The sequence below is a fragment of the Pseudonocardia sp. TMWB2A genome, from assembly GCF_017312135.1.
In genome coordinates, this window is the sequence record NZ_QKQY01000002.1 from 1,787,305 (window position 1) to 1,807,951 (window position 20,647).

Annotated in this window: 37 protein-coding genes; 34 read left to right on the forward strand and 3 right to left on the reverse strand. The window is 74.0% G+C overall.

Annotated features, from left to right (window positions below; translation table 11 throughout):
* Positions 1-43: 43 nt before the first annotated feature.
* The 3 genes from DMP17_RS22940 to DMP17_RS22950 are packed head-to-tail and all read right to left on the reverse strand — an operon-like array spanning position 44 to position 2,847.
* Positions 44-1,534 carry a hypothetical protein gene (locus DMP17_RS22940; RefSeq protein WP_337830543.1) on the reverse strand — a complete coding sequence of 497 codons (1,491 nt, stop codon included), beginning with the start codon at positions 1,532-1,534 and terminating at the stop codon, positions 44-46.
* Positions 1,534-2,541, reverse strand: a complete 1,008-nt coding sequence (locus DMP17_RS22945) for a Ppx/GppA phosphatase family protein (RefSeq protein ID WP_226353948.1) — start codon at positions 2,539-2,541, stop codon at positions 1,534-1,536. Before DMP17_RS22945 ends, DMP17_RS22940 begins: the two co-directional genes overlap by 1 nt.
* A 9-nt stretch (positions 2,542-2,550) precedes the next feature.
* Positions 2,551-2,847 (reverse strand): helix-turn-helix domain-containing protein, encoded by a 297-nt coding sequence (locus DMP17_RS22950; protein WP_337830544.1) that lies wholly within the window; start codon positions 2,845-2,847, stop codon positions 2,551-2,553.
* 125 nt (positions 2,848-2,972) lie between these two features.
* Between DMP17_RS22950 and DMP17_RS22955 the strand changes: the two genes are divergently transcribed.
* The 34 genes from DMP17_RS22955 to DMP17_RS23120 all read left to right on the forward strand — a co-directional run bounded on the left by DMP17_RS22955 (position 2,973) and on the right by DMP17_RS23120 (position 20,644).
* Positions 2,973-3,209, forward strand: a complete 237-nt coding sequence (locus DMP17_RS22955; protein WP_337830545.1) for a helix-turn-helix domain-containing protein — start codon at positions 2,973-2,975, stop codon at positions 3,207-3,209.
* 64 nt (positions 3,210-3,273) lie between these two features.
* Positions 3,274-3,762 carry a hypothetical protein gene (locus DMP17_RS22960; protein WP_337830546.1) on the forward strand — a complete coding sequence of 163 codons (489 nt, stop codon included), beginning with the start codon at positions 3,274-3,276 and terminating at the stop codon, positions 3,760-3,762.
* A complete protein-coding gene (locus DMP17_RS22965; protein WP_337830547.1) occupies positions 3,759-4,457 on the forward strand; it encodes a hypothetical protein in 699 nt (232 codons plus the stop codon). Before DMP17_RS22960 ends, DMP17_RS22965 begins: the two co-directional genes overlap by 4 nt.
* Positions 4,458-4,502: 45 nt before the next feature.
* On the forward strand, positions 4,503-4,835 hold the full coding sequence (locus DMP17_RS22970; protein ID WP_337830548.1) for a hypothetical protein: 333 nt from the start codon (positions 4,503-4,505) through the stop codon (positions 4,833-4,835).
* Entirely contained in the window at positions 4,832-5,233 is a 402-nt protein-coding gene (locus tag DMP17_RS22975; protein ID WP_337830549.1) for a hypothetical protein, read from the forward strand. The genes DMP17_RS22970 and DMP17_RS22975 overlap by 4 nt, the downstream gene beginning before the upstream one ends.
* Complete coding sequence (locus tag DMP17_RS22980) at positions 5,230-5,520, forward strand: hypothetical protein (RefSeq protein WP_337830550.1); 291 nt, start codon at positions 5,230-5,232, stop codon at positions 5,518-5,520. The genes DMP17_RS22975 and DMP17_RS22980 overlap by 4 nt, the downstream gene beginning before the upstream one ends.
* An 80-nt stretch (positions 5,521-5,600) precedes the next feature.
* The gene (locus DMP17_RS22985) at positions 5,601-6,362 is read left to right on the forward strand and encodes a hypothetical protein (RefSeq protein ID WP_337830551.1); all 762 of its coding nucleotides are present in this window, start codon (positions 5,601-5,603) and stop codon (positions 6,360-6,362) included.
* Positions 6,359-6,805, forward strand: a complete 447-nt coding sequence (locus DMP17_RS22990; RefSeq protein ID WP_337830552.1) for a hypothetical protein — start codon at positions 6,359-6,361, stop codon at positions 6,803-6,805. Before DMP17_RS22985 ends, DMP17_RS22990 begins: the two co-directional genes overlap by 4 nt.
* On the forward strand, positions 6,802-7,308 hold the full coding sequence (locus DMP17_RS22995; protein WP_337830553.1) for a hypothetical protein: 507 nt from the start codon (positions 6,802-6,804) through the stop codon (positions 7,306-7,308). Before DMP17_RS22990 ends, DMP17_RS22995 begins: the two co-directional genes overlap by 4 nt.
* Positions 7,308-7,604 (forward strand): response regulator transcription factor, encoded by a 297-nt coding sequence (locus DMP17_RS23000; RefSeq protein WP_337830554.1) that lies wholly within the window; start codon positions 7,308-7,310, stop codon positions 7,602-7,604. Before DMP17_RS22995 ends, DMP17_RS23000 begins: the two co-directional genes overlap by 1 nt.
* On the forward strand, positions 7,601-8,533 hold the full coding sequence (locus DMP17_RS23005; protein ID WP_337830555.1) for a helix-turn-helix domain-containing protein: 933 nt from the start codon (positions 7,601-7,603) through the stop codon (positions 8,531-8,533). The genes DMP17_RS23000 and DMP17_RS23005 overlap by 4 nt, the downstream gene beginning before the upstream one ends.
* Positions 8,534-8,535: 2 nt before the next feature.
* Positions 8,536-9,177, forward strand: a complete 642-nt coding sequence (locus DMP17_RS23010; protein ID WP_337830556.1) for a hypothetical protein — start codon at positions 8,536-8,538, stop codon at positions 9,175-9,177.
* 87 nt (positions 9,178-9,264) lie between these two features.
* A complete protein-coding gene (locus DMP17_RS23015; protein WP_337830557.1) occupies positions 9,265-9,540 on the forward strand; it encodes a hypothetical protein in 276 nt (91 codons plus the stop codon).
* A 20-nt stretch (positions 9,541-9,560) separates the two neighbouring features.
* Positions 9,561-9,923 (forward strand): hypothetical protein, encoded by a 363-nt coding sequence (locus DMP17_RS23020; protein ID WP_337830558.1) that lies wholly within the window; start codon positions 9,561-9,563, stop codon positions 9,921-9,923.
* Positions 9,920-10,132, forward strand: a complete 213-nt coding sequence (locus DMP17_RS23025) for a hypothetical protein (protein ID WP_337830559.1) — start codon at positions 9,920-9,922, stop codon at positions 10,130-10,132. The genes DMP17_RS23020 and DMP17_RS23025 overlap by 4 nt, the downstream gene beginning before the upstream one ends.
* Entirely contained in the window at positions 10,129-11,583 is a 1,455-nt protein-coding gene (locus DMP17_RS23030; RefSeq protein WP_337830560.1) for a hypothetical protein, read from the forward strand. The genes DMP17_RS23025 and DMP17_RS23030 overlap by 4 nt, the downstream gene beginning before the upstream one ends.
* Positions 11,580-11,738 (forward strand): hypothetical protein, encoded by a 159-nt coding sequence (locus DMP17_RS23035; RefSeq protein WP_337830561.1) that lies wholly within the window; start codon positions 11,580-11,582, stop codon positions 11,736-11,738. Before DMP17_RS23030 ends, DMP17_RS23035 begins: the two co-directional genes overlap by 4 nt.
* A complete protein-coding gene (locus tag DMP17_RS23040; protein WP_337830562.1) occupies positions 11,731-12,045 on the forward strand; it encodes a hypothetical protein in 315 nt (104 codons plus the stop codon). The genes DMP17_RS23035 and DMP17_RS23040 overlap by 8 nt, the downstream gene beginning before the upstream one ends.
* Positions 12,038-12,208, forward strand: a complete 171-nt coding sequence (locus DMP17_RS23045; protein WP_337830563.1) for a hypothetical protein — start codon at positions 12,038-12,040, stop codon at positions 12,206-12,208. Before DMP17_RS23040 ends, DMP17_RS23045 begins: the two co-directional genes overlap by 8 nt.
* On the forward strand, positions 12,205-12,849 hold the full coding sequence (locus DMP17_RS23050; protein WP_337830564.1) for a hypothetical protein: 645 nt from the start codon (positions 12,205-12,207) through the stop codon (positions 12,847-12,849). Before DMP17_RS23045 ends, DMP17_RS23050 begins: the two co-directional genes overlap by 4 nt.
* A complete protein-coding gene (locus tag DMP17_RS23055) occupies positions 12,846-13,190 on the forward strand; it encodes a hypothetical protein (RefSeq protein WP_337830565.1) in 345 nt (114 codons plus the stop codon). Before DMP17_RS23050 ends, DMP17_RS23055 begins: the two co-directional genes overlap by 4 nt.
* A gap of 13 nt (positions 13,191-13,203) precedes the next feature.
* The gene (locus DMP17_RS23060; RefSeq protein ID WP_337830566.1) at positions 13,204-13,506 is read left to right on the forward strand and encodes a hypothetical protein; all 303 of its coding nucleotides are present in this window, start codon (positions 13,204-13,206) and stop codon (positions 13,504-13,506) included.
* Between the two features lie 14 nt (positions 13,507-13,520).
* Positions 13,521-13,880 carry a hypothetical protein gene (locus DMP17_RS23065; protein WP_337830567.1) on the forward strand — a complete coding sequence of 120 codons (360 nt, stop codon included), beginning with the start codon at positions 13,521-13,523 and terminating at the stop codon, positions 13,878-13,880.
* On the forward strand, positions 13,873-14,337 hold the full coding sequence (locus tag DMP17_RS23070) for a hypothetical protein (protein WP_337830568.1): 465 nt from the start codon (positions 13,873-13,875) through the stop codon (positions 14,335-14,337). Before DMP17_RS23065 ends, DMP17_RS23070 begins: the two co-directional genes overlap by 8 nt.
* The gene (locus DMP17_RS23075; protein WP_337830569.1) at positions 14,334-14,642 is read left to right on the forward strand and encodes a hypothetical protein; all 309 of its coding nucleotides are present in this window, start codon (positions 14,334-14,336) and stop codon (positions 14,640-14,642) included. Before DMP17_RS23070 ends, DMP17_RS23075 begins: the two co-directional genes overlap by 4 nt.
* Before the next feature lie 130 nt (positions 14,643-14,772).
* Entirely contained in the window at positions 14,773-15,069 is a 297-nt protein-coding gene (locus DMP17_RS23080; protein ID WP_337830570.1) for a hypothetical protein, read from the forward strand.
* Positions 15,066-15,458, forward strand: coding sequence for a hypothetical protein (locus DMP17_RS23085; protein WP_337830571.1), 393 nt, complete (start codon positions 15,066-15,068; stop codon positions 15,456-15,458). The genes DMP17_RS23080 and DMP17_RS23085 overlap by 4 nt, the downstream gene beginning before the upstream one ends.
* Entirely contained in the window at positions 15,455-15,853 is a 399-nt protein-coding gene (locus DMP17_RS23090) for a hypothetical protein (protein ID WP_337830572.1), read from the forward strand. Before DMP17_RS23085 ends, DMP17_RS23090 begins: the two co-directional genes overlap by 4 nt.
* The gene (locus DMP17_RS23095) at positions 15,850-16,221 is read left to right on the forward strand and encodes a hypothetical protein (RefSeq protein WP_337830573.1); all 372 of its coding nucleotides are present in this window, start codon (positions 15,850-15,852) and stop codon (positions 16,219-16,221) included. The genes DMP17_RS23090 and DMP17_RS23095 overlap by 4 nt, the downstream gene beginning before the upstream one ends.
* 50 nt (positions 16,222-16,271) lie before the next feature.
* Positions 16,272-17,273 (forward strand): DUF7341 domain-containing protein, encoded by a 1,002-nt coding sequence (locus DMP17_RS23100; protein WP_337830574.1) that lies wholly within the window; start codon positions 16,272-16,274, stop codon positions 17,271-17,273.
* 150 nt (positions 17,274-17,423) lie between these two features.
* Positions 17,424-17,876 carry an HNH endonuclease gene (locus DMP17_RS23105; protein ID WP_337830575.1) on the forward strand — a complete coding sequence of 151 codons (453 nt, stop codon included), beginning with the start codon at positions 17,424-17,426 and terminating at the stop codon, positions 17,874-17,876.
* Positions 17,877-18,034: 158 nt separating this feature from the next.
* Complete coding sequence (locus DMP17_RS23110) at positions 18,035-18,202, forward strand: hypothetical protein (protein ID WP_337830576.1); 168 nt, start codon at positions 18,035-18,037, stop codon at positions 18,200-18,202.
* Between the two features lie 257 nt (positions 18,203-18,459).
* Complete coding sequence (locus DMP17_RS23115) at positions 18,460-19,062, forward strand: hypothetical protein (RefSeq protein WP_337830577.1); 603 nt, start codon at positions 18,460-18,462, stop codon at positions 19,060-19,062.
* Positions 19,013-20,644 carry a hypothetical protein gene (locus DMP17_RS23120; RefSeq protein ID WP_337830578.1) on the forward strand — a complete coding sequence of 544 codons (1,632 nt, stop codon included), beginning with the start codon at positions 19,013-19,015 and terminating at the stop codon, positions 20,642-20,644. The genes DMP17_RS23115 and DMP17_RS23120 overlap by 50 nt, the downstream gene beginning before the upstream one ends.
* Positions 20,645-20,647: the final 3 nt, after the last annotated feature.

A 20,647-nucleotide genomic window follows, 5' to 3' on the forward strand; every position in this document is an offset into this window, starting at 1 on the left:
GACGGTGTCACGAATCGTGGAGTCGTCACACCGTCGCTCATCGTTACCGGTCCAACAACACCAGGATCGCCGGGGACACGGTCAGCAGCAGTCCGACGAGCACCGCGAACAGCGTGGTCTTCAGGTCGTCGTTGCGCAGCAGGGCCCGCACGCCGAGCACGAGCCCGACGGTCAGCACGACCGCGAGCGACAGCGCCACGATCGGCAGCGAGGTCCACAGGTAGCGGAACAGCACCCAGATCGCCGCGCCGGCGACGGCGCCGCCGATCCACTGGGCGATGACGACCGCCCAGGCCTGGCCGGTCCCGGCCGCACCGGTCGACGCGTCGTCGTCGAGGCCCGCGGGCGGCTGCTCACCGCTGTCGGTGACGGCGCCGCGGCGCCCGAAGCGGCGACGCGGGGGCTCGTCCTCCTCGACGGCGCCGGCGGCGAGCTCGCCGTGGTCCTCGTAGTCGTCGTAGTCGTCTTCCTGCGGGCGCTCGGGGGCGAGCACGCCGGTGCGGCCGCCGTCGGCGGAGCCGGGTCCGTCGTCGTACCCGGCGGGGCCGTGGCGGTCGTCGTAGCGGGGGTCGGCGTCGTAGCCCCGGTCGTCGTAGCGGGGGTCGGCGTCGTAGCCCCGGTCGTCACGGCCCCGGTCGTCGTAGCCCTGCCGGTCGTCGTAGTCGTCGGCGTACGGGTCGTAGGCGCCGGTCGGCGGGCCCGCGTCGGCCGGATGCGGACGGGGGCCGTCATGCTCGTCGTCCAGCGGCGGGGCGCCGAACTGGGTGGGCGGGCCGCCGTCGTCGTCGGCCGTGGGGGCCGGGCGGCGGGCGCCGAGCCGGCTGGTGGGGATCTCGTCGGGGACGTCGTCGGCCGCGCCGGAAGGGGGGCCGTACGGACCGGACGGGCGCGGGGCGTCGCCGCGGGGACCCCAGGCCTGGGTGGCGGGGCCGTCGTCGTGGCCGTAGGGGCGGCCGTTCGGCGGGCCCTGCGGCTCGGGCGGGAGCGGACGGGCCTGCGGGGCCGGGCCGGGACCCGCGGACCACTGGCCGGGGGGCGGGCCCTGCGGCCTGCGGGGCGGGGCACCGTTCGGGGCGCCGCCGAAGGCCGTGGCCCCGTGGGGCGCAGCACCGTTCGGGCTGCCGCCGTTCGGGCTGCTGCCGTTCGGGGCGCTGCCGTTCGGGGCGCCGCCGTGGGGAGCACCGCCGTTCGGGGCGTTGCCGTTCGGTACGAACGGCTCCGGTGCGCGCCCGGCCGGCCCCTCGGAGGGGTCGGGGCGGCGCGCGGGCGGGAACGACGGGTGCTCGGTGGGGGGCGGACCGTCGCCACCGCGCGGGGCGAACCCCTCGGGCGGGCGGACACGGTCGGCGGCCGCGGGGCGGCGCGGCGGGGCCGCCACGTCGGTCCGCGCGGGTGCCGCGGGCGACGGGGCGACGGGCCCCTCGTCGTCCTCCGCGGCGCGACGACGGCGGCGTCGTCCGGGCTGCTGGCCGCCGTTGGCGGCCAGGAGCTCCGCGACCGTCCGCTGGCGAGGCTCTCCGCTGTCCACACTCATCACGACCACCGTGCCCTGTGTGTTGTCAAGGGTCCAAGCCCGCCCGGGGATGTCTGCGCCGAGCGGTCGTCCCCGTTCGTCCCATCGAGCATGTCGAAGCGCCGGAGGATCACTCCCTCGCGCAACGCCCACGGACAGATCTCGAGTTCGGTCACGCCGAGGGCGTCCATCGCGGCCTGCGCGACGACCGCCCCGGCGACGAGCTGGTGCGCCCGGCTGGCGCTCACGCCGTCGAGCTCGGCGAGGTCGGGACCCGACATCCGGGTGATGAACGCCGACAGCTGGCGCAGGCCCTGCGCGGTCAGCGTGCGGCGGGCGCCCGGCCCGGCGCTGGACGGCGCGGCACCGGCGAGCCGGGCCAGCGTCCGGAAGGTCTTGGAGGTGCCGACGGCCCGGTCCGGGCGCCCCGCGGCACGCAGCCGTCCGGCGACGGGGGCGATCTCGTCGCGGACGCGCTCGGTCAGCGCGGCGACCTCCGCCCGCGACGGCGGGTCGGAGGTGAACGCGTCGCGGGTCAGCCGGCCCGCGCCCAGCGGCACCGACGCGGCGACGTCGGGGGTCTCGTCGCGCCCGACGGCCAGCTCCAGCGAGCCGCCGCCGATGTCGAGCACGAGCAGCCGCCCGGCCGACCAGCCGCACCAGCGGCGGACGGCGAGGAAGGTCCAGCGGGCCTCGTCCTCGCCGGGCAGGACCTCCAGCGCCACCCCGGTCTCGCGCTGCACCCGGGCGAGGACCTCGGCGGAGTTCGTCGCGTCGCGCAGCGCGGACGTGGCGAACGCCAGGAGGTCGTCGCAGCCGGCGGCCCGGGCGGTATCCCGGGCCCGGTGCACGCTCTCCAGCAGCGCCTTCACGCCGTCGCGGCCCAGCGCGCCCTTGCGGTCGAGGTGCTCGGCCAGGCGCAGCTGGTCCTTCTCCGACGACATGGGCTTCGGGTGGGCACCCCGGTGGGCGTCCACCACCAGCAGGTGAACGGTGTTGGACCCCACGTCGAGAACTGCCAGGCGCACCCGATCAGGTTACCGAGCCGTTATCGACTGCTGCGCAACCCTCCGACCAGACGGTGTGGCCAGCACGAGTGCGACCGGAGACGTGCCGAGCGCGGTCGCGATGGACTCGACGTCGTTCGTCGTCATGGGGATCACGCCGGCCAGCCGCTTCGTCAGCCAGGACGGTTCGCGCCCGATGTCGAGGGCGAGTCGGCGGCGGGACATCCCGAGCCGTGCGATCTCTGCGCGGATCTCGGCGGCCAGCTCTTGACCGAACGAGCCGTCGGGGTCGTTCACGTTGGGTGCGGTCGCTGCAGCAGTGGTCATGCGCTCACAGTAAAAGTTGAGCTGTGAGCGCGTCAACGTGGCGTGATCGAGCACAGAGCGTAGTGGTCGATGGCGACAGCCCATCCGCTTGACGAACGTGGCTCTCAGAGCACTATAGTGGCCCCATGTCCACCGACCGCGCACTCGTAGCAGCAAGAGTGCGGACGGAGATCACTGCGGCCGGAACCTCCGGTCTGCAGCTTTCCGAGCGCCTGGGCGTGCCCTACCACGTCATGTCGCGGCGCCTCCGAGGCGTCGTGCCGTTCGAGGCGGACCAGCTCATGGCGATCGCCCGCGAGCTCGGCGTCTCGCCCGCCGTGTTCGTCGATCCCGACTCCGCGAAGACCCAGCAGCCCGCCTGACCCACAACAAGAAGGACCGGCAGCCCGTGCAGGGGCGGCCGGTCCATACCCACCGGAGAGACTGATGATCGAATCCGAAGGGCGCACCCCGAGTGTAGCGCCCGACCAGCCGAAACCCGAGCTTCCGCTGTGGGTGGAGTGGCTGGTGAAGCTGTGGTCGTTCCTGATCCGCGCTCGCCGCGGGCTGCTGCTGATCGGCGGCATGTCCTACGAGGTGGCGCTGCGCCGTGTGGGCCCGGCTCCGGTGGCGGACCCGTACCCGGGCATGGGCCGGGACGCGGCCCGCCGCTACGAGGCCTCGGTCGACCAGGTCCTGTCGCTGCCCGCCACGCACGGCCTGCAGCTGCTGCACGGCGACGACCTGGACGACGTCGTGGAGCACCTCGTCGCGTTCGGCGCGGCGAACGCTCTGGTCACCGCGGAGGCCGGCGGCTGGGCGGTCACGTCGCACCGCGTGGACGAGCTGGCGGAGACGGTCGCCCCGGCCCGGGTCGAGGCCGCGCACCGCTGGCTCGACGAGCGGCGCATCGAGATCGTCCGGAGGGCCCGATGATCACTGTCGACACACCTGTCCTGGTCCGGCTGCTCGTCGACGTCCGCGAGGCCGCGAGCAAGGACCGCTCGCTGCCGTTCCTCGCCGGCGTCGCCCTGATCGTGGCCGAGCGCGACGATCGGCACGTCCTGGTCGCCACAGCGACCGACCGGTTCATGGCCCTGCAGGGATCGGTCCCCGTCGTCGCCGACGGACAGCTCGGCCAGCGCCTGTTCCTGTCCCACCAGCAGCTGGCCCAGCTCCTCGCGGCCCTGCGCCCCCACACCGCGCGCAGCCTGAACTCCGTCGCGCAGACCACGATCACCGTGGAGGACGGCCAGGTCACGTTCTCGCAGGCCTCACTCGGCGACCTGGCGTCGGTGTCCGTGCAGTTCGCGCACAACGCAGCTGACGGCTTCCCCGACATCGGCAAGGTGATGGCCCAGTGCCTGATCAAGGACGTCGCCGCCGAGCCGGTCTTCGTCGCCGCGTCCAAGCTCGTCGTGTTCGCGCGGATCGCGGCGCGGCGCGGGGTGTCCCTGAGCTTCCGCAGCACCGGCACCAAGCAGGCCGTGGTCCTGGGCATCGGGAACCTGGTCGGCATCCTCATGCCGCGCGAGCCCGGCACCGACGAGACCGTGCTGCCCGACGACATGACGATCTACCCGACCGTGTCGGTGCTCGAGGCCGAGCAGCCCGTCGGAGCGGCGTCGTGAACCGCGTGTGGTGGAAGACCGAGCAGCGCGAGGACGGAGCCGACCGTGGCTGAGCAGACGACTGCCCCGCTGCCGGAGTCGCTGGCCAAGTACCGGATGGCGGCCAACTTCGCCCCCGGCCAGTGGTGGCACGGGACGTTCGAGAAGGAGGACGGCACCCCGATCACGATCTGGTGCGAGGTCCGCCTCGTCATGCACAAGGAGCAGATCGGCACGGGCCGGAAGTTCGTGCACGTGATGGGCGTGGCGACCGACGGCCTCGGCGGCGAACTCGTCGCCGCCCGGGGCGACGAGTTTCTGTCGCTGACCGCGAAGCAGGCGAAGAAGTGTGGCCTGGCCGTCGTGTCGACCGTCGAGGCCGAGGGTGGTGCCCGGTGAGCGCCCCGCGGACCCCGGACCAGGTCGAGGGCGCGTGGGACGAGGTCGGCGCGGACATCGAGCGCCGGCAGCGCGCGCTGGCGCAGCACACCTACCGTGAGTCGCTGCCGGCTGAGGAGGTCGCCGAGCACGCGGTGGCGATGCTGGCCGAGGCTGCCCACCTGGCGCGGCTGGCCGAGGTGTACGTCGTCCCGTGGGCGCTGGCTGCGGTCCGGGCGGGGGTGCCGCTGGCGGATGTAGCGGTCGCTGCGTCGCGGGATGTCACCGAGCTGCGGAAGGTGCTGCTGGACGAGGTCGCGCTGCAGGTGCTGGTGCACCAGCGGCCCGGATCTCGCTACGGGATGGACCCGGTGGTGGCCGAGCAGGTCCGCGCGCTGATCAGCGGGGCGTCGTCGTGACGGCCCCGGTGAACGCCGCCGTGGTCGGCCAGGCCGCCGAGCTGGCCGTCCGCGCGGCGGACGGGCTGATGACGTGGGAGGCGCAGGCGCCGCGCGGGGACCTGACCCGCGAGGACCTGGTCCGGATCGCGGCGCAGCTTCGCTCGGCGGCCGACCTGCTCGCCCCGACGGTCCGGCCGGCGGACCGCTGCTACGAGCTGACCGACGCGGGCCGTGCTGCCGCCGAGGAGCTCGACCAGACGGGCGGCCGCGGTCTGCTGGTCCTGGTGGACGGGGGTGCCGGGTGACCCGCACGACGACGTCGCGAGGACCGCGCCCGCACGGGCTGTCGCGGTACATCGCGGAGAAATGCAAGTGCGACGTCTGCGTGAGCGCTCGCCGCACGTACGAGCGTGGCCGCCGCCGGCGCCTCGCCTACGGCACCGTCACCTTGGTCGACGCCGACCCAGTACGCGACCACGTCAACGCACTGCGCGCTGCTGGGATGGGCCCGGAGCGGATCTCGGAGCTGTCCGGGGTGCCGGTCGACACCATCAGGACCCTCATCTACGGGAAGCCGTCGCAGGCGCTGGTCCCTTCGCAGCGGGTTCGCCCGGCCACGGCGGACCGGCTGCTCGCGGTGCGGCCGGATCCGGCGCTGCTGGCCGGCGGCGCGGTCATCGACGGCACCGGCACGGCCCGACGTCTCCAGGCTCTGGTCGCGATGGGACACACCGTCCCGTCGATCGCCGCCCGCCTCGGGATGCTGCGCGCACAGGTCACGGCGCTGCTCCGGGCATCCAAGGTGACGGCGTCCATGGCCCGTCGGGTCTCGGACGTCTACGACGCCTTGTCGATGTCCGCGCCGGTCACCGACACCCTGTCCCGCAAGCAGATGGCAGGCCGGGCCCGGGCCACCGCGGCCCGGCACGGATGGGTACCGCCACTGGCCTGGGACGACGACACGATCGACGACCCGGCCGCGGTGCCGGACCTCGGCGTCGCGCCGCAGTCCGCGGTGGACCTGGGCGAGGACGAGCACCTGCGGCTGTCCGGTGTCCCGGACGAGCAGATCGCCGCACGGATGGGTGTGACCCGCGACGCCCTGGTGCTGGCGCGTCGTCGAGCTCGGCGGCGGGAGGCGTCATGACGTCGGACCCGACGGCGTGGATCGCCGCGAATCTGTTCGGCTGGCAGGCGACCGCTGCGCTGGCGTGCAACGGCCTGTCCGCGGGGATGGACGCGGCCCGCGCGTTCTGCGCTGGTGACCGCTCGTTCGGTGCACCGCACCCGGACGGCGGGACTCACCGGGCGGCGCTGCGGGCCAGCTCGGTGGAGTACACCCGCCGCCACCCTGACGGCCGGACCGAGGCGACCCGGCACCGGCTGCGCGCGATCGCCCGGCACGTGGACCGCGGCCTGACCGACGCCGACCGGGGCCGGTTCGCCGAGCTGCTCGAGGAGTACACCGGGGTCCTGCACGACACCCGGGGGCACTCCAGTCGCCCGGGCACGGTCATCTCCGCGGACCTGCGCGCGCTCACCGCGGCGGTGCTGGACCGCGCCGCGGCCCGTCAGGCGGCGCTGTCGTGACCGCCGACCTGGACCGGGTCGCGTTCGCCGGCCCCCGCGCGGGCATGTCCGACACCCAGACGCGTGGCGTCGGCCGGGTCCTGACCCGCTGGTACGACGAGGGCGCGACCGAGCTGCACCACCAGGGCGACCTGACCGGTGTGCAGCTGGTCGACCACGCCGCCCGCCACTACCTGGACCTGTTCGTCGTCGCCCACCCCGCCGCCGGCCAGACCCGGCCGGTCGAGCGGGCCGGGGTGAACGACGAGATCGCGATCCCGCTCCCCGCCGATGGCCGCGACGAGCACCTCGCTGCGCTGTGTGGGCGGGTGCTCGTCGCGGTCGGCGGCCCGGCGTTCTGGGAGCGCGCCCCGGTGTGGCGTCTCGCCGCCCGCGCTCATGACCTCGGCCGTGTGGTGGCCGTGGTCGACCTGTGGGGGCGGGAGCTGCACGACGTGTCGTGGCCCGCCCCGGACACCACCAGCAAGGCCGCCTCGCGGGCGGCCGGAACGACGGAGACCTGATGCCCACGAGGGCGACGAACGCGAAGAAGGGCGACCCGCTGTCGCACCGGGAGGAGCAGGTGCTGCGCCTGCTCGCGGCCGGGCTGACGAACGCCGAGGTGGGCCGCCAGCTGTACCTGACCGAGAACACCGTGAAGACCTACCTGCGGCGCGTCCTGATCAAGCTGGGCGCCCTCAACCGCACCCAGGCCGTCGTCGTCGGTGTCGCGATGGGGCACATCCCGCTCCCGGCGGGGTCGGTCCCGGTCGTCGAGGCGCTGGTGCGCCCGGTCGAGATCCCGGCGGTGGGCGCGTGAGCATCGCGGTGATGACCCTGGTGTGGGCGTCGGACGTCCCGGCGCCGCAGCGGATGACGCTGCTCGCGCTGGCCGACGCCGCGAACGACGACGGCGTGTGCTGGCCCTCGATCCGGCTGCTCGCGTCGAAGACCCAGGCGGGCGAGTCGACGGTGCGCCGGCACCTGCAGTCGCTGGAGGCGGACGGGCTGCTGTCGTCGCAGCAGCGGTTCAACGCCTCGGCCGTCTACCGGATCGACGTGGCCGCGCTGAAGGGGCGCCCGGCCCGGGAGATCCGGACCCGTTCGGAGTCCCCGATCCCGGCCTCAGCACCGGCTGCCGCGCCGTCGCCTACCCCCTCCCAATCTGGCACCCCCTCTCAGATTGACACCCCTCCCGATCTGAGCGGACCCCCTCCCAATCTGAGCACGACCCCCCTCCAATCTGAGCACCTAACCGTCATTGACCCGTCAGTTGAACCGTCATCGCCGCCTGACGGCGGCGACGCGCGCGAGCACGCCCGAGCCGGCGCCGAGGGCCCCGCCGCGGTCACCTCGCTCGGCCGCCGCCAGCGGCGCCGCGACGCCGGGCACCGCCGCATGGCCGAGACCGCCCGCTCCGGCGCCGCCGTCGCGATCGTCGAGACCTGGGCCGCCACCTGCACCCGCCGCCCCGGCCCCCGGGTCACGACCCGGCTCGGCGTCGAGGTCGACGTGCTCCTCAAGCGCGGCTGGCCCGACGACCTGCTGCTCGACGCCCTCGCCGCCTGGGCCAGCAAGGGCCTCGGCGAGACCGCGTTCCAGTCCGTCGCGAACGAGGTCGCGAACCGCCAGACCGCCCCGACCCGCACCGAGCGGGCCGCCGCCGCCGCCGACGCCGCCTGGGACGAGTACGAGCGCCGCCACGGCGACGGACCGCCGGTCCTGCGGATCACCCAGGCAGGGAGCTGACCATGGACATCCCGATCGAGCACAACCCGGTCACCGCCGCCGACTTCCGCGCGGTGTTCCGGATGCTCGCCGCCATCGACGGCCACGACCGCAGCCCGGTCGACGCCGAGACGTGGATGGCCGCGGCTGCAACCGGCCGCTGGTCCCGCGCGCAGGTCGCAGCCGCGACCCTCGCGCTCGCGGCGTCGTTCACCGGGTTCCGGGTGCAGCCCGGGCACCTGGCCGAGCAGATCACGGCGAACCGGATGCGGATCCGCGCGCTGTGGGAGTGTCCGCCCCCGCCGCGGGAGCTGCGCGACGACCCGGCCGCCGAGCTCCGCTGGCGCCGCCGCGCGGCCCGCGACTTCACCGACCGCGCCCTGCTGGCCCTCGCCGGCGGCGGGGACCCGGCGGAGGTGCCGCTGCTCGCCGCCCCGGCCACGGAGCCGGAGCGGCTGCTCCTCGCCGACGCCCCCGCCGCGGTCCGCGCCCAGATCGAGTCCGGGATGGCCGCGGTCGGGTCGCTCCCGGAGCCCCGCCCGACCCCGCGCCGGGCACCGCGGGCGGCGATGGACCCGGCCCGTCGGGCGGAGGCCCGCGCCGAGCTAGACGCCCGCCGCCCCGCCGACACCACGACTGACCTGCGAGAGGACGCGACCGCATGAGCGTCGAACAGGGTGGACGCCACCACCAGCCGGTGCATACTGGACCGGCGGCCGAGTATGCACCGCCGACCGGAGGGGGTGGCCGCGATGCGCAGCCACCGCGACCTGTCCATGGTGCAGCACGAGCGCATCGCGGAGTCCCTGCTGGTGGACTGCGACCCGCCGGGCCGGCTCGGCCGGTTCCGGGGCTGTGGAGCCCGGGCCGGGGAGCGCTGCACCAGCCTCGCCACCGGAGCACCGCTGGAGGGCCTGGGGGCGCACGTCGACCGGCTGCGTCGGGCCCGCGAGGCACCGCGATCCTCCCCGCCGTCACCCCGACCGTCGACCGAGGACAGCCCCGCGGTGTCGCCCAGTACGGGCTGACCCGCCGGGAGGCCGCGGTCGTGTTCGCGACCGCGGCCCAGCTGATCGAGCGTTGCGGGCATCACCGCGGCGAGTGGTGGCCCGACTACCCGCAGCCGTGCCCGGACGGTGGCCCGCTGGGTGTGCTCGGCGCGATCGCGGTGGCCCGCGGCGCGGTCGACGCCGCGCCGGCGCGGCTCGCGGTGACCCCGGCGATGCGCACCACGCTGACCGAGTGCCTCCCGGACCGGCACGTCGTGGCCGGCGTCGCCGGGTACAGCGGCGGGCACGGCCTGGCCGAGCTGGTGGTGGCCGAGACCCTGCTGGGTCGGTGGTGGCTGCGGCGGCGCACGGTCGCGCTGCTGCGTGCTGCGGCTGTCCGGGCGCGGGAGGGGCAGCGATGAGCGCCGTCGAGGTGTCCCGACGGTTGACCGCCGCGCTGCTGGTGGTTGCCGCCGCGTCGGTGCTGCCTGCGTGCGGGCCCGGGAAGTGCGTCCGGACCGTCGTCGAGGCCGCTCGGCTCGCCGACGCCGAGCAGGTGCAGGCCGGTGTGATCACAGTCGACGAGGCCAAGGCGCGCGAGGCCGACCGGGTCAGGACGTGCGGGCGATGAGCGACGACGCGGAGTGGGTCGTGGACGCGGCAGCCGACGAGCTGGACCGTCTGCGGGCGGAGCTGGACCGCCACCGGGTGGCCGGGGACGGCGTCGCCGAGTCGACGAACGCGCTGCTGGCGAAGCTGCCGTACTTCGTCGGGAACAAGGTCGCGCAGGCCGAGCGAGAAGCGTGCGTCGAGGCGGACAACGCGTGGCGGTCGGTCCGTGGTGACGCACCCGCGGCCGCTGCTGCAGATTCTGGAGCTGCTGGGAGCAACTTGGAGGACGCCCCGGCCGCTGGGCGGGATCTGACGGCGCTCGACGTCGCCGATGCGTGGGCGTTGAAGCCGCCCGGTCTGCCTATGGACGGCGACCTGGTCGCCGACTACCTGAACCGGATCACCCGCCCGGCTGCCGCTCCCACGGACGAGCCGACCACAGCGGCCGGATGGGGGCGGCACGACGGCCTGGTCGCCTACTTGAAGCGGTCGAGCTGGACCATCGACCGGGCCGACGACCCGATTCCGCCTGCGGGCGCTGAGGGAGTCGTGGGCGCGTGGTTCGAGCGAAAGCTGCACTCGATCGCTCACGCCATGATCCGCGACGGCTTCATGCGCTCCGGCGCGGCTGCCGCTCCCACGGACGGTCAGGCCCGCCGGACCGACGTCGGCCGCTGCGGCGCCCGGCCCCCGAGCCCTCTGTACGGGTGCACGACGCTGACGACCGTCTGCGAGCTGGACGCCGGGCATCCCGGGTGGCACCGCGATGGGTCGAGCGAGTGGGGTCCGGCCGCTCCCACGGACGGGCAGGCCCCGGCCGACATGCCCGACGAGTTCGGGCCGTACCTGCGCGCTGCGATGCAGCGCCCGGAGTTCCGACGGGCACTCGACGACGTCCAGGTCCGCGACGAGCTGAGAAGCGCAGCCTGGGAGGCGTTTCAGCACCCGACGGGGTTCGACGACGGCGCACCGGAGAACGTCCAGGAGGCGGTCGAGGTGGCCGCCGATGCCGTCATCGATCTGCTCGCCGAGCGCACCGCCGCGGCCGCGGCCGACGACACCGCCGCACCGACCGGAGTAGCCGCCCTGTTTCGCCGCTGCGAGGAGATCGACCGGACGACGTGGCGCGCTGACGGCGACCCGGCAGGCGGCGGACAGATCAGCACCGCCGAGGTCTGGCAGCTGCTCGCCGCACCGGCCGACGACACCGCCGCACCGGACGGCCTGGTGACGCTCCCGATCGACGAGCTCGTCTGGGTGAAGGAGTGGAAGACGCGCCCGACGGCGTCGTGGCGGTGCCTGCTCGCCAAGTCGACGCAGGACGAGGGCTACGTCTCGGGGGCGTGCCGGTTCGACCACCAGCACGACACCCGCGAGGACGCCTACGCCGACGCGCTGGACCACCTGCAGCGCTGGCACCACCTCGCCGGTCAGCCCGTCCGGAACAGCCAGGACGGGGCGGGGTCGTGATGGCCGTCGTGATCGTCGCGCTGCTGGTCACCCTGGTGAACCTGGGCCTGCTCGGCGTCGCGTTGAAGCTCTACACCGAGGTGTTCAAGGAGCTGGCCCAGCGTGGTCGCGCCGCTGCCCGCCCGGTCCGGGACGGGGAGACCGGCGATGCCTGACGGACGTGACCGCGCCCATCGCATCGTGACCGCCCTGAACCGGCCGCAGTGGTGGTACGAGGACGGCCACGTTTTGACCGTTCAGGGCCCGGTGAGCGACTACGTCATCGAACCTGCCCGCTGGGACCTCGGCCTGGACCGGGTCCAGATGGTCGACGTTCACCTCGCAGACCTGGTCAGGAGCGGTCGCTCTCCGGCGCCGAATTGCTACGGCGACAGCGACTACGACGTGCTCCTCGAAGCGCGACGCGCGTTCGCCGCCGTGTCCGCCCCCACCACCGACACCGAGGAGCGCGCCGGTGAGTGACTCGATCCGTGACCTGCTGGCCCGGTCGTCGTTCGGCTGCCCCAACGACACCGACGGCTGTCGCGCGCTGATCCATGAGCACGACCACGACGGCTACGACGGCGACGGGGACCCGATCAACCCGCGCTGCCCCACCGACACCGCCCAGGAGGGCACACCATGACGCTGAGCACGAACGTCGCCATCGGGAAGCCGCACAACGTCCGCGAGGTCTTCGAGTTCTGCCGCGGGCTGCTCGGCACACCGGACGGCACGCCGGTCCGTGAGGGCGCCGGCTACCTGGACGAGCGAACGAAGCGGATCGGGAACCCGATCGGGATCGGCCTGCCCGCGCTGCTCGACATCACCTACGGCCCCGACGGCCCACTGACGCACCGCTGCGACCGCTTCTGCTCCACCGAGCTGGGCGGCGAGTTCGACACCACGCAGGAGCAGATCGACGACCACACCCGGTACGTCGCCGAGAGTCCCACCCAGAACGGCTGGGCGGCGATGATCGTCGACTTCGACACCGCCTACGGCTGGCGCGGTGAGGGCGGTGAGACCTGCTCGGACCTGCACGCCCGCCTCGTGACCGCGCTCGGGCAGTGGCTCGACGCCCGCGGTCTGCCGTGGAAGTGGCAGAACGAGTACACCGGCGAGTGGTTCGACCGCTACGACGGCCTGGCCGAGTTCGGGAACGCGCACCGCGCGACCGGCGCCGACGCGTGGTTCCGCAACCAGGTTGTCCCCGCGATCCAGGCGCACGCCGCGGTGTCGTCCGCTGTCCCCGGGGAGCCGACCGAGGGCGGGGCCGACCGATGAGCCTCCGCGACTCGATCACCGCCACCGTCGTCGCCGAGCTGGCGACCGCCTGCGAGAAGTTCGCGCCGATGAACAGCGCCCACGAGGGCTGGGCCGTGATCCTGGAGGAGGTCGACGAGCTCGGCGAGGAGTTCGAGCAGATCAACGGCCTGACCCGGGGCATGTTCCAGTCCGTCCGGAAAAACGACCCCGGCGCCGCCCGCGCCGAGGCTGAGCTGATCGCGCTGGTCGCGGAGCGCGCCGCGGTCGAGGCCGTGCAGGTCGCCGCGATGGCGAAGCGGTTCCTCACCGACGTCCCGGCGTCCGACCAGCCGACCGAGGGCGGGGCCCGCGATGCCTGAGCTCGGGACACCGGTGAGCGCCGCTGAGACGAAGGCACGGCTGACCAGCCCGGGCGAGTACGGCGTCCACGGCAGCGTCGACCACCCCAACCGGGCCGCGGTCCTGCTGCCTGGCCGGTTCCGGAACCGGCGCCGGTGCCCGTGCGGCTGTGGGAACAACGCGTCGCACGCCGGGATGGCGAACGGGGTGTGCCTCACGTCTGGGTGCGAGCTGTCCATGCGCAGGTGGGTCAAGGACGCACGCGCCGAGATCCGCCGCTGGAACGAGGGCCCGTCCGGTGTCGTCCCGGCGCCCGGCCAGGACGGGGGCTCGTGATGGCCGAGCACCTCGTGTGGGCACTGATCGGCGCCGCCGTGGCGCTGCTGGTCGCTGCGGTCCCGGCCGTCGTGCTGTGGCGCCGTCGAGCACGGGCGGCGTCGGCCGAGCTCGCCGGCGCGTGGGCTGCCGCCGACCGCCGGAACGACGCGCTGACCGCATTCCAGGCCGACGTGGAGCGTGCCCGCCGCGCTGGTGGCCCGTGGCCGGAACCGACATCGGAGGCCCGCCGCCTGGTCGACCAGGAGGAATCGGACCGGCGCAACGCCGCTCTGTGCGAGGCGATGACCCAGCGGCTGCGGGCTGGCGCGCAGGTGATGCTGTCGGCGCTGCTCAACCCGCGCGCCGGCCAGGACGGGGGCGACCGTGGCTGACCGACCGCCCCTGCGCGTCCCGGAGGCGACCGCGCAGCACGCCGTCGGCACTCGGCGGACGACGTCACGCTCGGCCCCGTCTCTGACCGACGCGTTCTGCGACACGTGCGGCGTGATCGCTGGTCCGCTCTGGGCCGATGAGGCGTCGGCGTGGGTGTGGGGCCACCTCGCGGCCGGGCTCCCGTCGTCGCTGCCTGCGGTGCTGTCGTCGGTGGAGGACGTCGCCCGGGTGTGCGAGGCCGCCGGGCTGACGAGGTGGGCGGCGCAGCCCTCCGACGCCGTCACGCCGATCTGGCGCGGTGGTGACCACGACGGCGTCGTCATGTTCCAGGTCCACCGGGTGCTGGTGTACCACGCCGTACTCCGCGCAGTTCCGGTCATCGTGCCGATGACGGGCTGGCCAGCGGCCGTGCTCTACGCCGCGATCCAGGCCGCCCGGGGCGGTGAGCCCGGGTGACCGGCATGGGCCGGCTCCGGTCGCTGCGCCGCCGGGTGGAGCGCGCGGTGGCGTCGGCGGAGGAGCTGGGCCGACTGCGGGATGAGCTGGCCGAGGTCCGGGCGGAGCTCGCGGCGGTGCGGGCGGCGTACGCGCGCGACGCGGCCCTGTTCGTGGCGCACCGGGCGGCGTGGGAGAGGGAGCGGGCGCGGCTGGTGGCTGGTCTGCCTGGCGTCCCCGTGGTGGCTGACACCCGGGCGGCGGAGCAGGCGCTGCTGGAGCTGCGGGACAACTTGATCAATCTGGACGAGAGGCGAGCACGATGATGATGCAGCAGGAAGCCCCGGAGCGCCCGGCTCGCCGCTCGGTGTGGGAGCGGTACCCGTCGGTGGAGGCGATGATCGACGACCTGCTGTGCAGGCGGTGCGGTAGCTCGCGTGAGGCGCGGGTGTGCCGGTGCGCGGGCCCGATCGCGCCGATCTCGCGGCAGGCGCCGCGCCGGTCGCCGGGTCGGCGGTCGTGATGCGCCGGCTGACGTTCCACATGCTCGGTCAGGTCGAGCTGTCGGCGACGGTGTCCCGGGTCCGGGCGGCGGAGATCGTGGAGCAGTGGGAGCTGGTGCAGCGCAGCGACTCGGTGCAGATGGACGAGGCCGTGGTCACGATCAACGGCAGCCCGGAGTTCCACATCGCCCTGGGTGCCTGCGTCGCGATCACGGTCGCGACCGTCGATGGCCGCGAGGTGGCCGCGTGAACGACGTCCCCGACGGCCTGTACCTGCTCATCGGGTCCGGCCCCGAGCCCGAGCCTGGCCCCGGGGCTGACAAGCGGCGGCGGGAGCTGAGGGAGCTGCGGGGGCGGACGGTGCGGTTCGAACGCAACGTCCCGGTCGCGGTGTGGCTCATCGGCGGGTGGGCGCCGCTGTCCCGCGGGCAGGTGGCGCTGGTACGCGCCTATGCCGACTGCGGCGCCCTGGCTCCCACGTGGGAGCCAGTCCCTCGCGTCCGGAAGGCGACCGACGAGCTGCGCGAGCTCCGCGCGATGGAAGCCTCGATCCGGCGGGTGTGCCGGGATCGGCGCATGCGAGACGACCGCGGTGACGTGGTGCTGGTCGCGGACATCGAGGCGGTGTTGCCGCTGTGACCGCGACGCGGACCCGCTATCGCCGTCAGCGGGTGACCCGCGCTGACGGCTCGGTGGCGGTGCAGTCGAAGCCGCCGCGGGCCGACGTGCTCTACCACCCGCGCACGGGCTGGACGACGGTCCTGGTCCGCCGCACCCACGACATCGAGCTGGCGCGGGCGATGGCGGAGCGCCGGTGGCAGGACGTCGCCGACGACCGCCCGCTCGCGCAGGCCTGCCGGGTGGGGTGGTGGCGCACGACCGGCCGCGCCCGGCTCGTCGACGCCGCCGAGGACGCGTCCGGCCGCGGCGTGATGTTCACCCGCAACGACCGGGACCCGGCGGCCGGCCCTGGCGTCGAGTTCCGCCCTGAGACGGCCGAGGAGACCCGGCTACGTGAGGAGGCAGCACGGTGAACCTGGAGGACCGCAACCGCGTCCACAAGCTGCGTGAGGCGGCGTCCCGGCTCGATCCGGGCTACGACGCCCCGACGGAGGCGTACGACGTCGAGGTGACCCCGCCGGCCCGGGACGGATCCGGTGCGCTGCTGATGCCGGTCCGGCTGGTCCTGCCCGCCGTGCTGCGCCGCCCGGTGGCCACGCTGCTGCATCGGGCGGCGGACCGGATCGAGTTCGCCGGCTGGTCCCTCGGCCAGCACGTCAGCGGGGCCCTGGACATCGCGGGGGCCATCGTCGGCGAGGACCTGAGCCATCACCGCGTTGGCGAGCCCCTCGGCCAGCCCCTCGTCGACGAGATCCACCGCTACCGGAGGCCCACGAAGTGACGTCCGCTCTGCTCCCCCGCCCGCTCCCCGGCCCGCTGGAGGCTCCCCGCATGTCCGCCCCCCACACCGACACCGAGCAGACGGTGGACCCCGCCACGGCGGCGCTGGAGCTGCAGGTCGCGATCGACCAGCTGACGAAGCCGACCCTGCAGCACCTGAACCGGGACGAGCCCGCCCCCGGCTCGGACGCGTGGCAGCAGCTCGCCGACGACCGCGACCTGGAGCAGGCCAGCTGGAACCGGCTGTCGGAGGCCTACCGGCTGCGGGACACCTCCATCGCGCACGCCGCGTTGGACACCATCGGCCTGATCGAGCGTCGCCGTCACGCCCGCACCGTTCCGTCGGTCGCGGTCCCCGCGCTGCTGCACCAGCTGCAGGACGAGATCCCGAACGGCTCGGACTCGGCGCACTCCGCGGGCGGATCGGGTGCGTCCCGGTCCCCGCTGGCCCTGGCCGCCCTGGACCTGGTCACCGAGGTCGCCACCGTCACCCGCTACCGGCCGGGCCCCGGGGTGACGCTGATCGAGCACGTGGGCGCGTGGTGCGCGGCGGTGTGCGCCGACGAGACGCAGCTCCCGCGCGCGGTCGAGGTGGCCGCCGGCTGGCCGGACCGGGCCCGCGCGGTCCTCGACCCGGAGAACCACTGGACCATCCCGGGCGCGTGCCCGGACTGCGGCAACACGACCGCCTACGTCGCCCATGACGGCGACACCGTCCGCCGCCCCACCCTGACCCTGGACACGTCGGCGACGCCGCAGCGGGCCCGCTGCCTGCGCTGCCCGGCACGCTGGGTCGGCGAGTCCCAGCTGCAGCAGCTCAACCGCGTCCTGGCCGAGGCGCGAGCGGCGAAGCGCCCTGCCCGCGACCACACTGCGCTCGGCTACCGAGTGGACCCGGCCACGCTGTACCTGGTCGAACGCGCCGAAGGCGACGACCGCCCGCCGGCGTGCCCGATGTGCAAGGCCGAGGTGGTCGTCGAGCTGCGCGACGTCAGAGGCTGGTCGTGCCCGAACGCGTGCAAGCCCACCCCGACCACACCATCCGACGGGTGAGCGCCCTCTTGCGCCCACCCCAGGTCACAGCGCTACAGTGACGCCACTCAGTACACGTGTGCCCAGGCCCAGCCGACTACAGATCGGCTGGGCCTGGCCCGTTTCCGGACCCTGCTGTGACCGCGCCACCGTGAGGACGAGGTGGTCGCCGTGTCCAGCCTGGAGCGCCGCACCCCCCTCAGCCGCAAGACCCCGATGCCCCGGGGCAACGCAGAGCTGAAGCGCACCGAGCTGCCCCGCGTCGCGACCCGCTCCCGCCGGGGCCGGCCCACCGACATCCCGCCGTCCATCCGCCGCCAGGTCCTGGCCCGCGACGGCAAGGCCTGCGCCCGCTGCGGCGTCTCGATCATCGGGATCCCGTACTCGCTGCACCACCGCAAGCCCCGCTCCCAGGGCGGCGAGCACAGCACGATCAACCTGGTGACCCTGTGCGGCATGGGCGGCGACACCCGCCGCTGCCACGGCCACGTCGAGAGCCAGCGCGAGCAGGCCCGCGAGGACGGCTGGCTGGTGCCCCGTGCCGTCGACCCCGCCGCGCGCATGGTGCGCACCTGGGCTCACGGCTGGGCCTGGCCCGGCGACGAGTGGCTGGCCGCGTACTGATGCCCCGCCCGGGCAGCTCCACCGCTCGCGGGTACGGCGCCGAGCACCAGGCGGCAGCGCGAGCGCTCAAGGACGAGCTGCGCCGGGATGGCGAGGGAACCTGCTGCCGATGCGGTCGCACGCTGTACGCGTGGCAGCTCGACGTTGACCGTCACGACATGCGCGGCATCGACGCCGACCATCACGGCCAGGCGCGCGTGCTCGGCGGCGCGCTGCCCGACGCGCTGGCCTGTCGCCGCTGCAACCGAAGCGCCGGCGCGGTGCTGGGCAACCAGCTGCGCGGCGCGTCGGGTCGGCATGCACGGCCCCGCCTCAGGCAGTGGTGATCCACACCGAGGATCACAACGCGTCCGCGAATCGGACATTGCGGACGCGCACAACGTGATCATCGAGCAAGGCTCTGACCTGCGGAAACGCGACGCAAGATCGGCGATCATGCTCCTGACCTGGGAAAATACAGAGAAGCCGGCGTCGACCCCGCTATGAAACTTTTTTCTCCCCCCGGGACACCCCGAACCGGGCCGGTGACCGGTCACACGTGAGGTCACATGGCCTCTGACCTGCAACTACGAGGCACGTGACCATGGCCGAGACCTCCGCCGAGAAGACACGGCGCTACCGGGCCCACAAGCGCGGCGACCACTCGCTGTGCGACCCCAAGCGCCGCTGCGAGGCCGTCGAGGCGGTCGAGCAAGCCGAAGCGGCAGACCTGCCCGACCCCGTCGCGCCCGGCGCCCGCGGCCCACGCGCCCGAGCGCTGTGGGACGACATGCACGCCGGGCTCGGCCCGGCCCACCGCATCCTGCTCGACGAGGCATGCCGCCTGGTCGACCGCCTCGACCGCATCGACGCCGTGCTCAACGACCGCGACTGGTTCCGGCTGCGGGTCTCCGAGCACGACGACGTCGCCCGGGTCACCGTCGACTCCGCCCTGGCCGAGGCCCGCCAGACCGTCACCACGCTCAAGGGCGTCGTCACCGAGCTGCGCAACGCCGCGCCGAAGGCCGTCACCGGCGGCCCCGCCGCCACGACCGTCCCGGAGCCGGCGACCTCGCCGCCGGCAGACCCCGAGCTCGACGAGACCGACGACGAACGGCCACCGCGCCGCCGCAGGAGCCAACGCCAGGGGGTGGTCCATGACATCGCCGCCTTCGCCGCTAGCCGGACCGCTTCGACCGCGGGTTGAGCACCTACCCGCCGACTACGACCCCGATCTGCGGACCTTCGGCCCGCAGATCAGCGACCTCGCCGAGATGGCCGGGCTGCCGCCGGACCCGTGGCAGGCCGACGCCCACGACCTGATGGGCGCCTTCCGCCCGGACGGCAACTGGTGCGCCCGCAACTACGCCGAGTGGGTGCCCCGCCAGAACGGCAAGTCCGGCGGCATCGGCGTGCCGCGCGCCCTGGCCGGGCTGCTGCTGTTCCCCGAGCGGCTGCTGCTGTGGTCCGCGCACGAGTACAAGACCTCGACCGAGGCGTTCGAGCTGGTCAAAGAGGCCCTGCTCATGCTCGGCGACGAGGTCAAGACCGACCTGATCGTCATCCCGCCGCTCGACATCCCCGGCGCCCCCCTCAAGCAGGACCTCTACGTCAAGGTCTCCACGACCAACGGCAAGGAGGGCTTCCGGACCTGGACCGAGGACCGCTCCCGGGAGTGGCGCAAGCGACTGCGGTTCGTGGCCCGCTCCAAGAGCAGCGGCCGCGGGTTCGCCGGCGACCTGAACGTCATCGACGAGGCGTTCGCCTACACCCGCGCCCAGCAGTCCGCGCTGGCCCCGACCGGGCTGGCCAAGCCGTTCTCCCAGACCGTGTACCTGTCCACGCCGCCGCTCAACGGCGCCGAGGGCGAGGTCATGTACCGGCTACGGGAACGCGCGATCGTCGAGCGCGACCCCCGCCTCGGCTACCGCGACTGGGGCCTGGCCATGACCCTGGACGAGCTGGGGAAACTCCCCCGCGCCGAGCGCCGCGACTTCGTACGCGACCCGGCGAACTGGGCGTCGGTGATGCCTGCCCGCGGCTACGGCCGCGTCACCGACGAAGCGATCCGCGACCTGATCAACCAGTTCGTCGACGACACCGACGCCGCCCGCGAGCTGCTGTGCATGTGGCCCGAGCAGATCAGCGTGCAGGCCCGCTGGCAGGTCATCTCCGAGCAGGACTGGGCCGACCGCGGCCACGGCCACCCCGACGACTGGGACGACAGCGCCGAGGTCGCCTTCGCAGTCGCGATGCCCCCCGAGCAGGACCGGGCCGCGATCGTCGTGGCCTCCCGCAGCCTGCGCACCGGCGAGATCCAGATCCAGGAGGTCGGCTACCGCGACGGCGCCGCCTGGGTCGAGGACCGCATCGTTGAGCTCACCGAGCGGCACCCGCTGTCGATCGTCGCGATCGCCAAGCAGGGCCCCGCCGGGTACCTAGTGCGCCAGCTCGACCAGGCCGGCATCGAGGTCGTCACCCCGAACGAGGTCGAGAACGGTCAGGCCGCCCAGCGGTTCGTCGAGCTCGTCGCCAAGCAGCCCGTGGTGCGCCACTGCAACCAGGAATCCCTCGACATCGCGGTCAAGGCCGCACTGCCCCAGCAGCGCGGCGACGTCTGGCGCCTCATGCGACGCACCGGCACCGACATCAGCCCGATGGAGGCCGCCGCTCTCGCGGTCTGGGCGCTGGAGGACGGGGGTGGCCCCGTGTCGCAGCCGCTGCCCGTTCCCGCAGGTAGCGCAACTGGGATGAGCGGCGTCGGTGATCTTTCGGATGTCGGGTTCTGATCG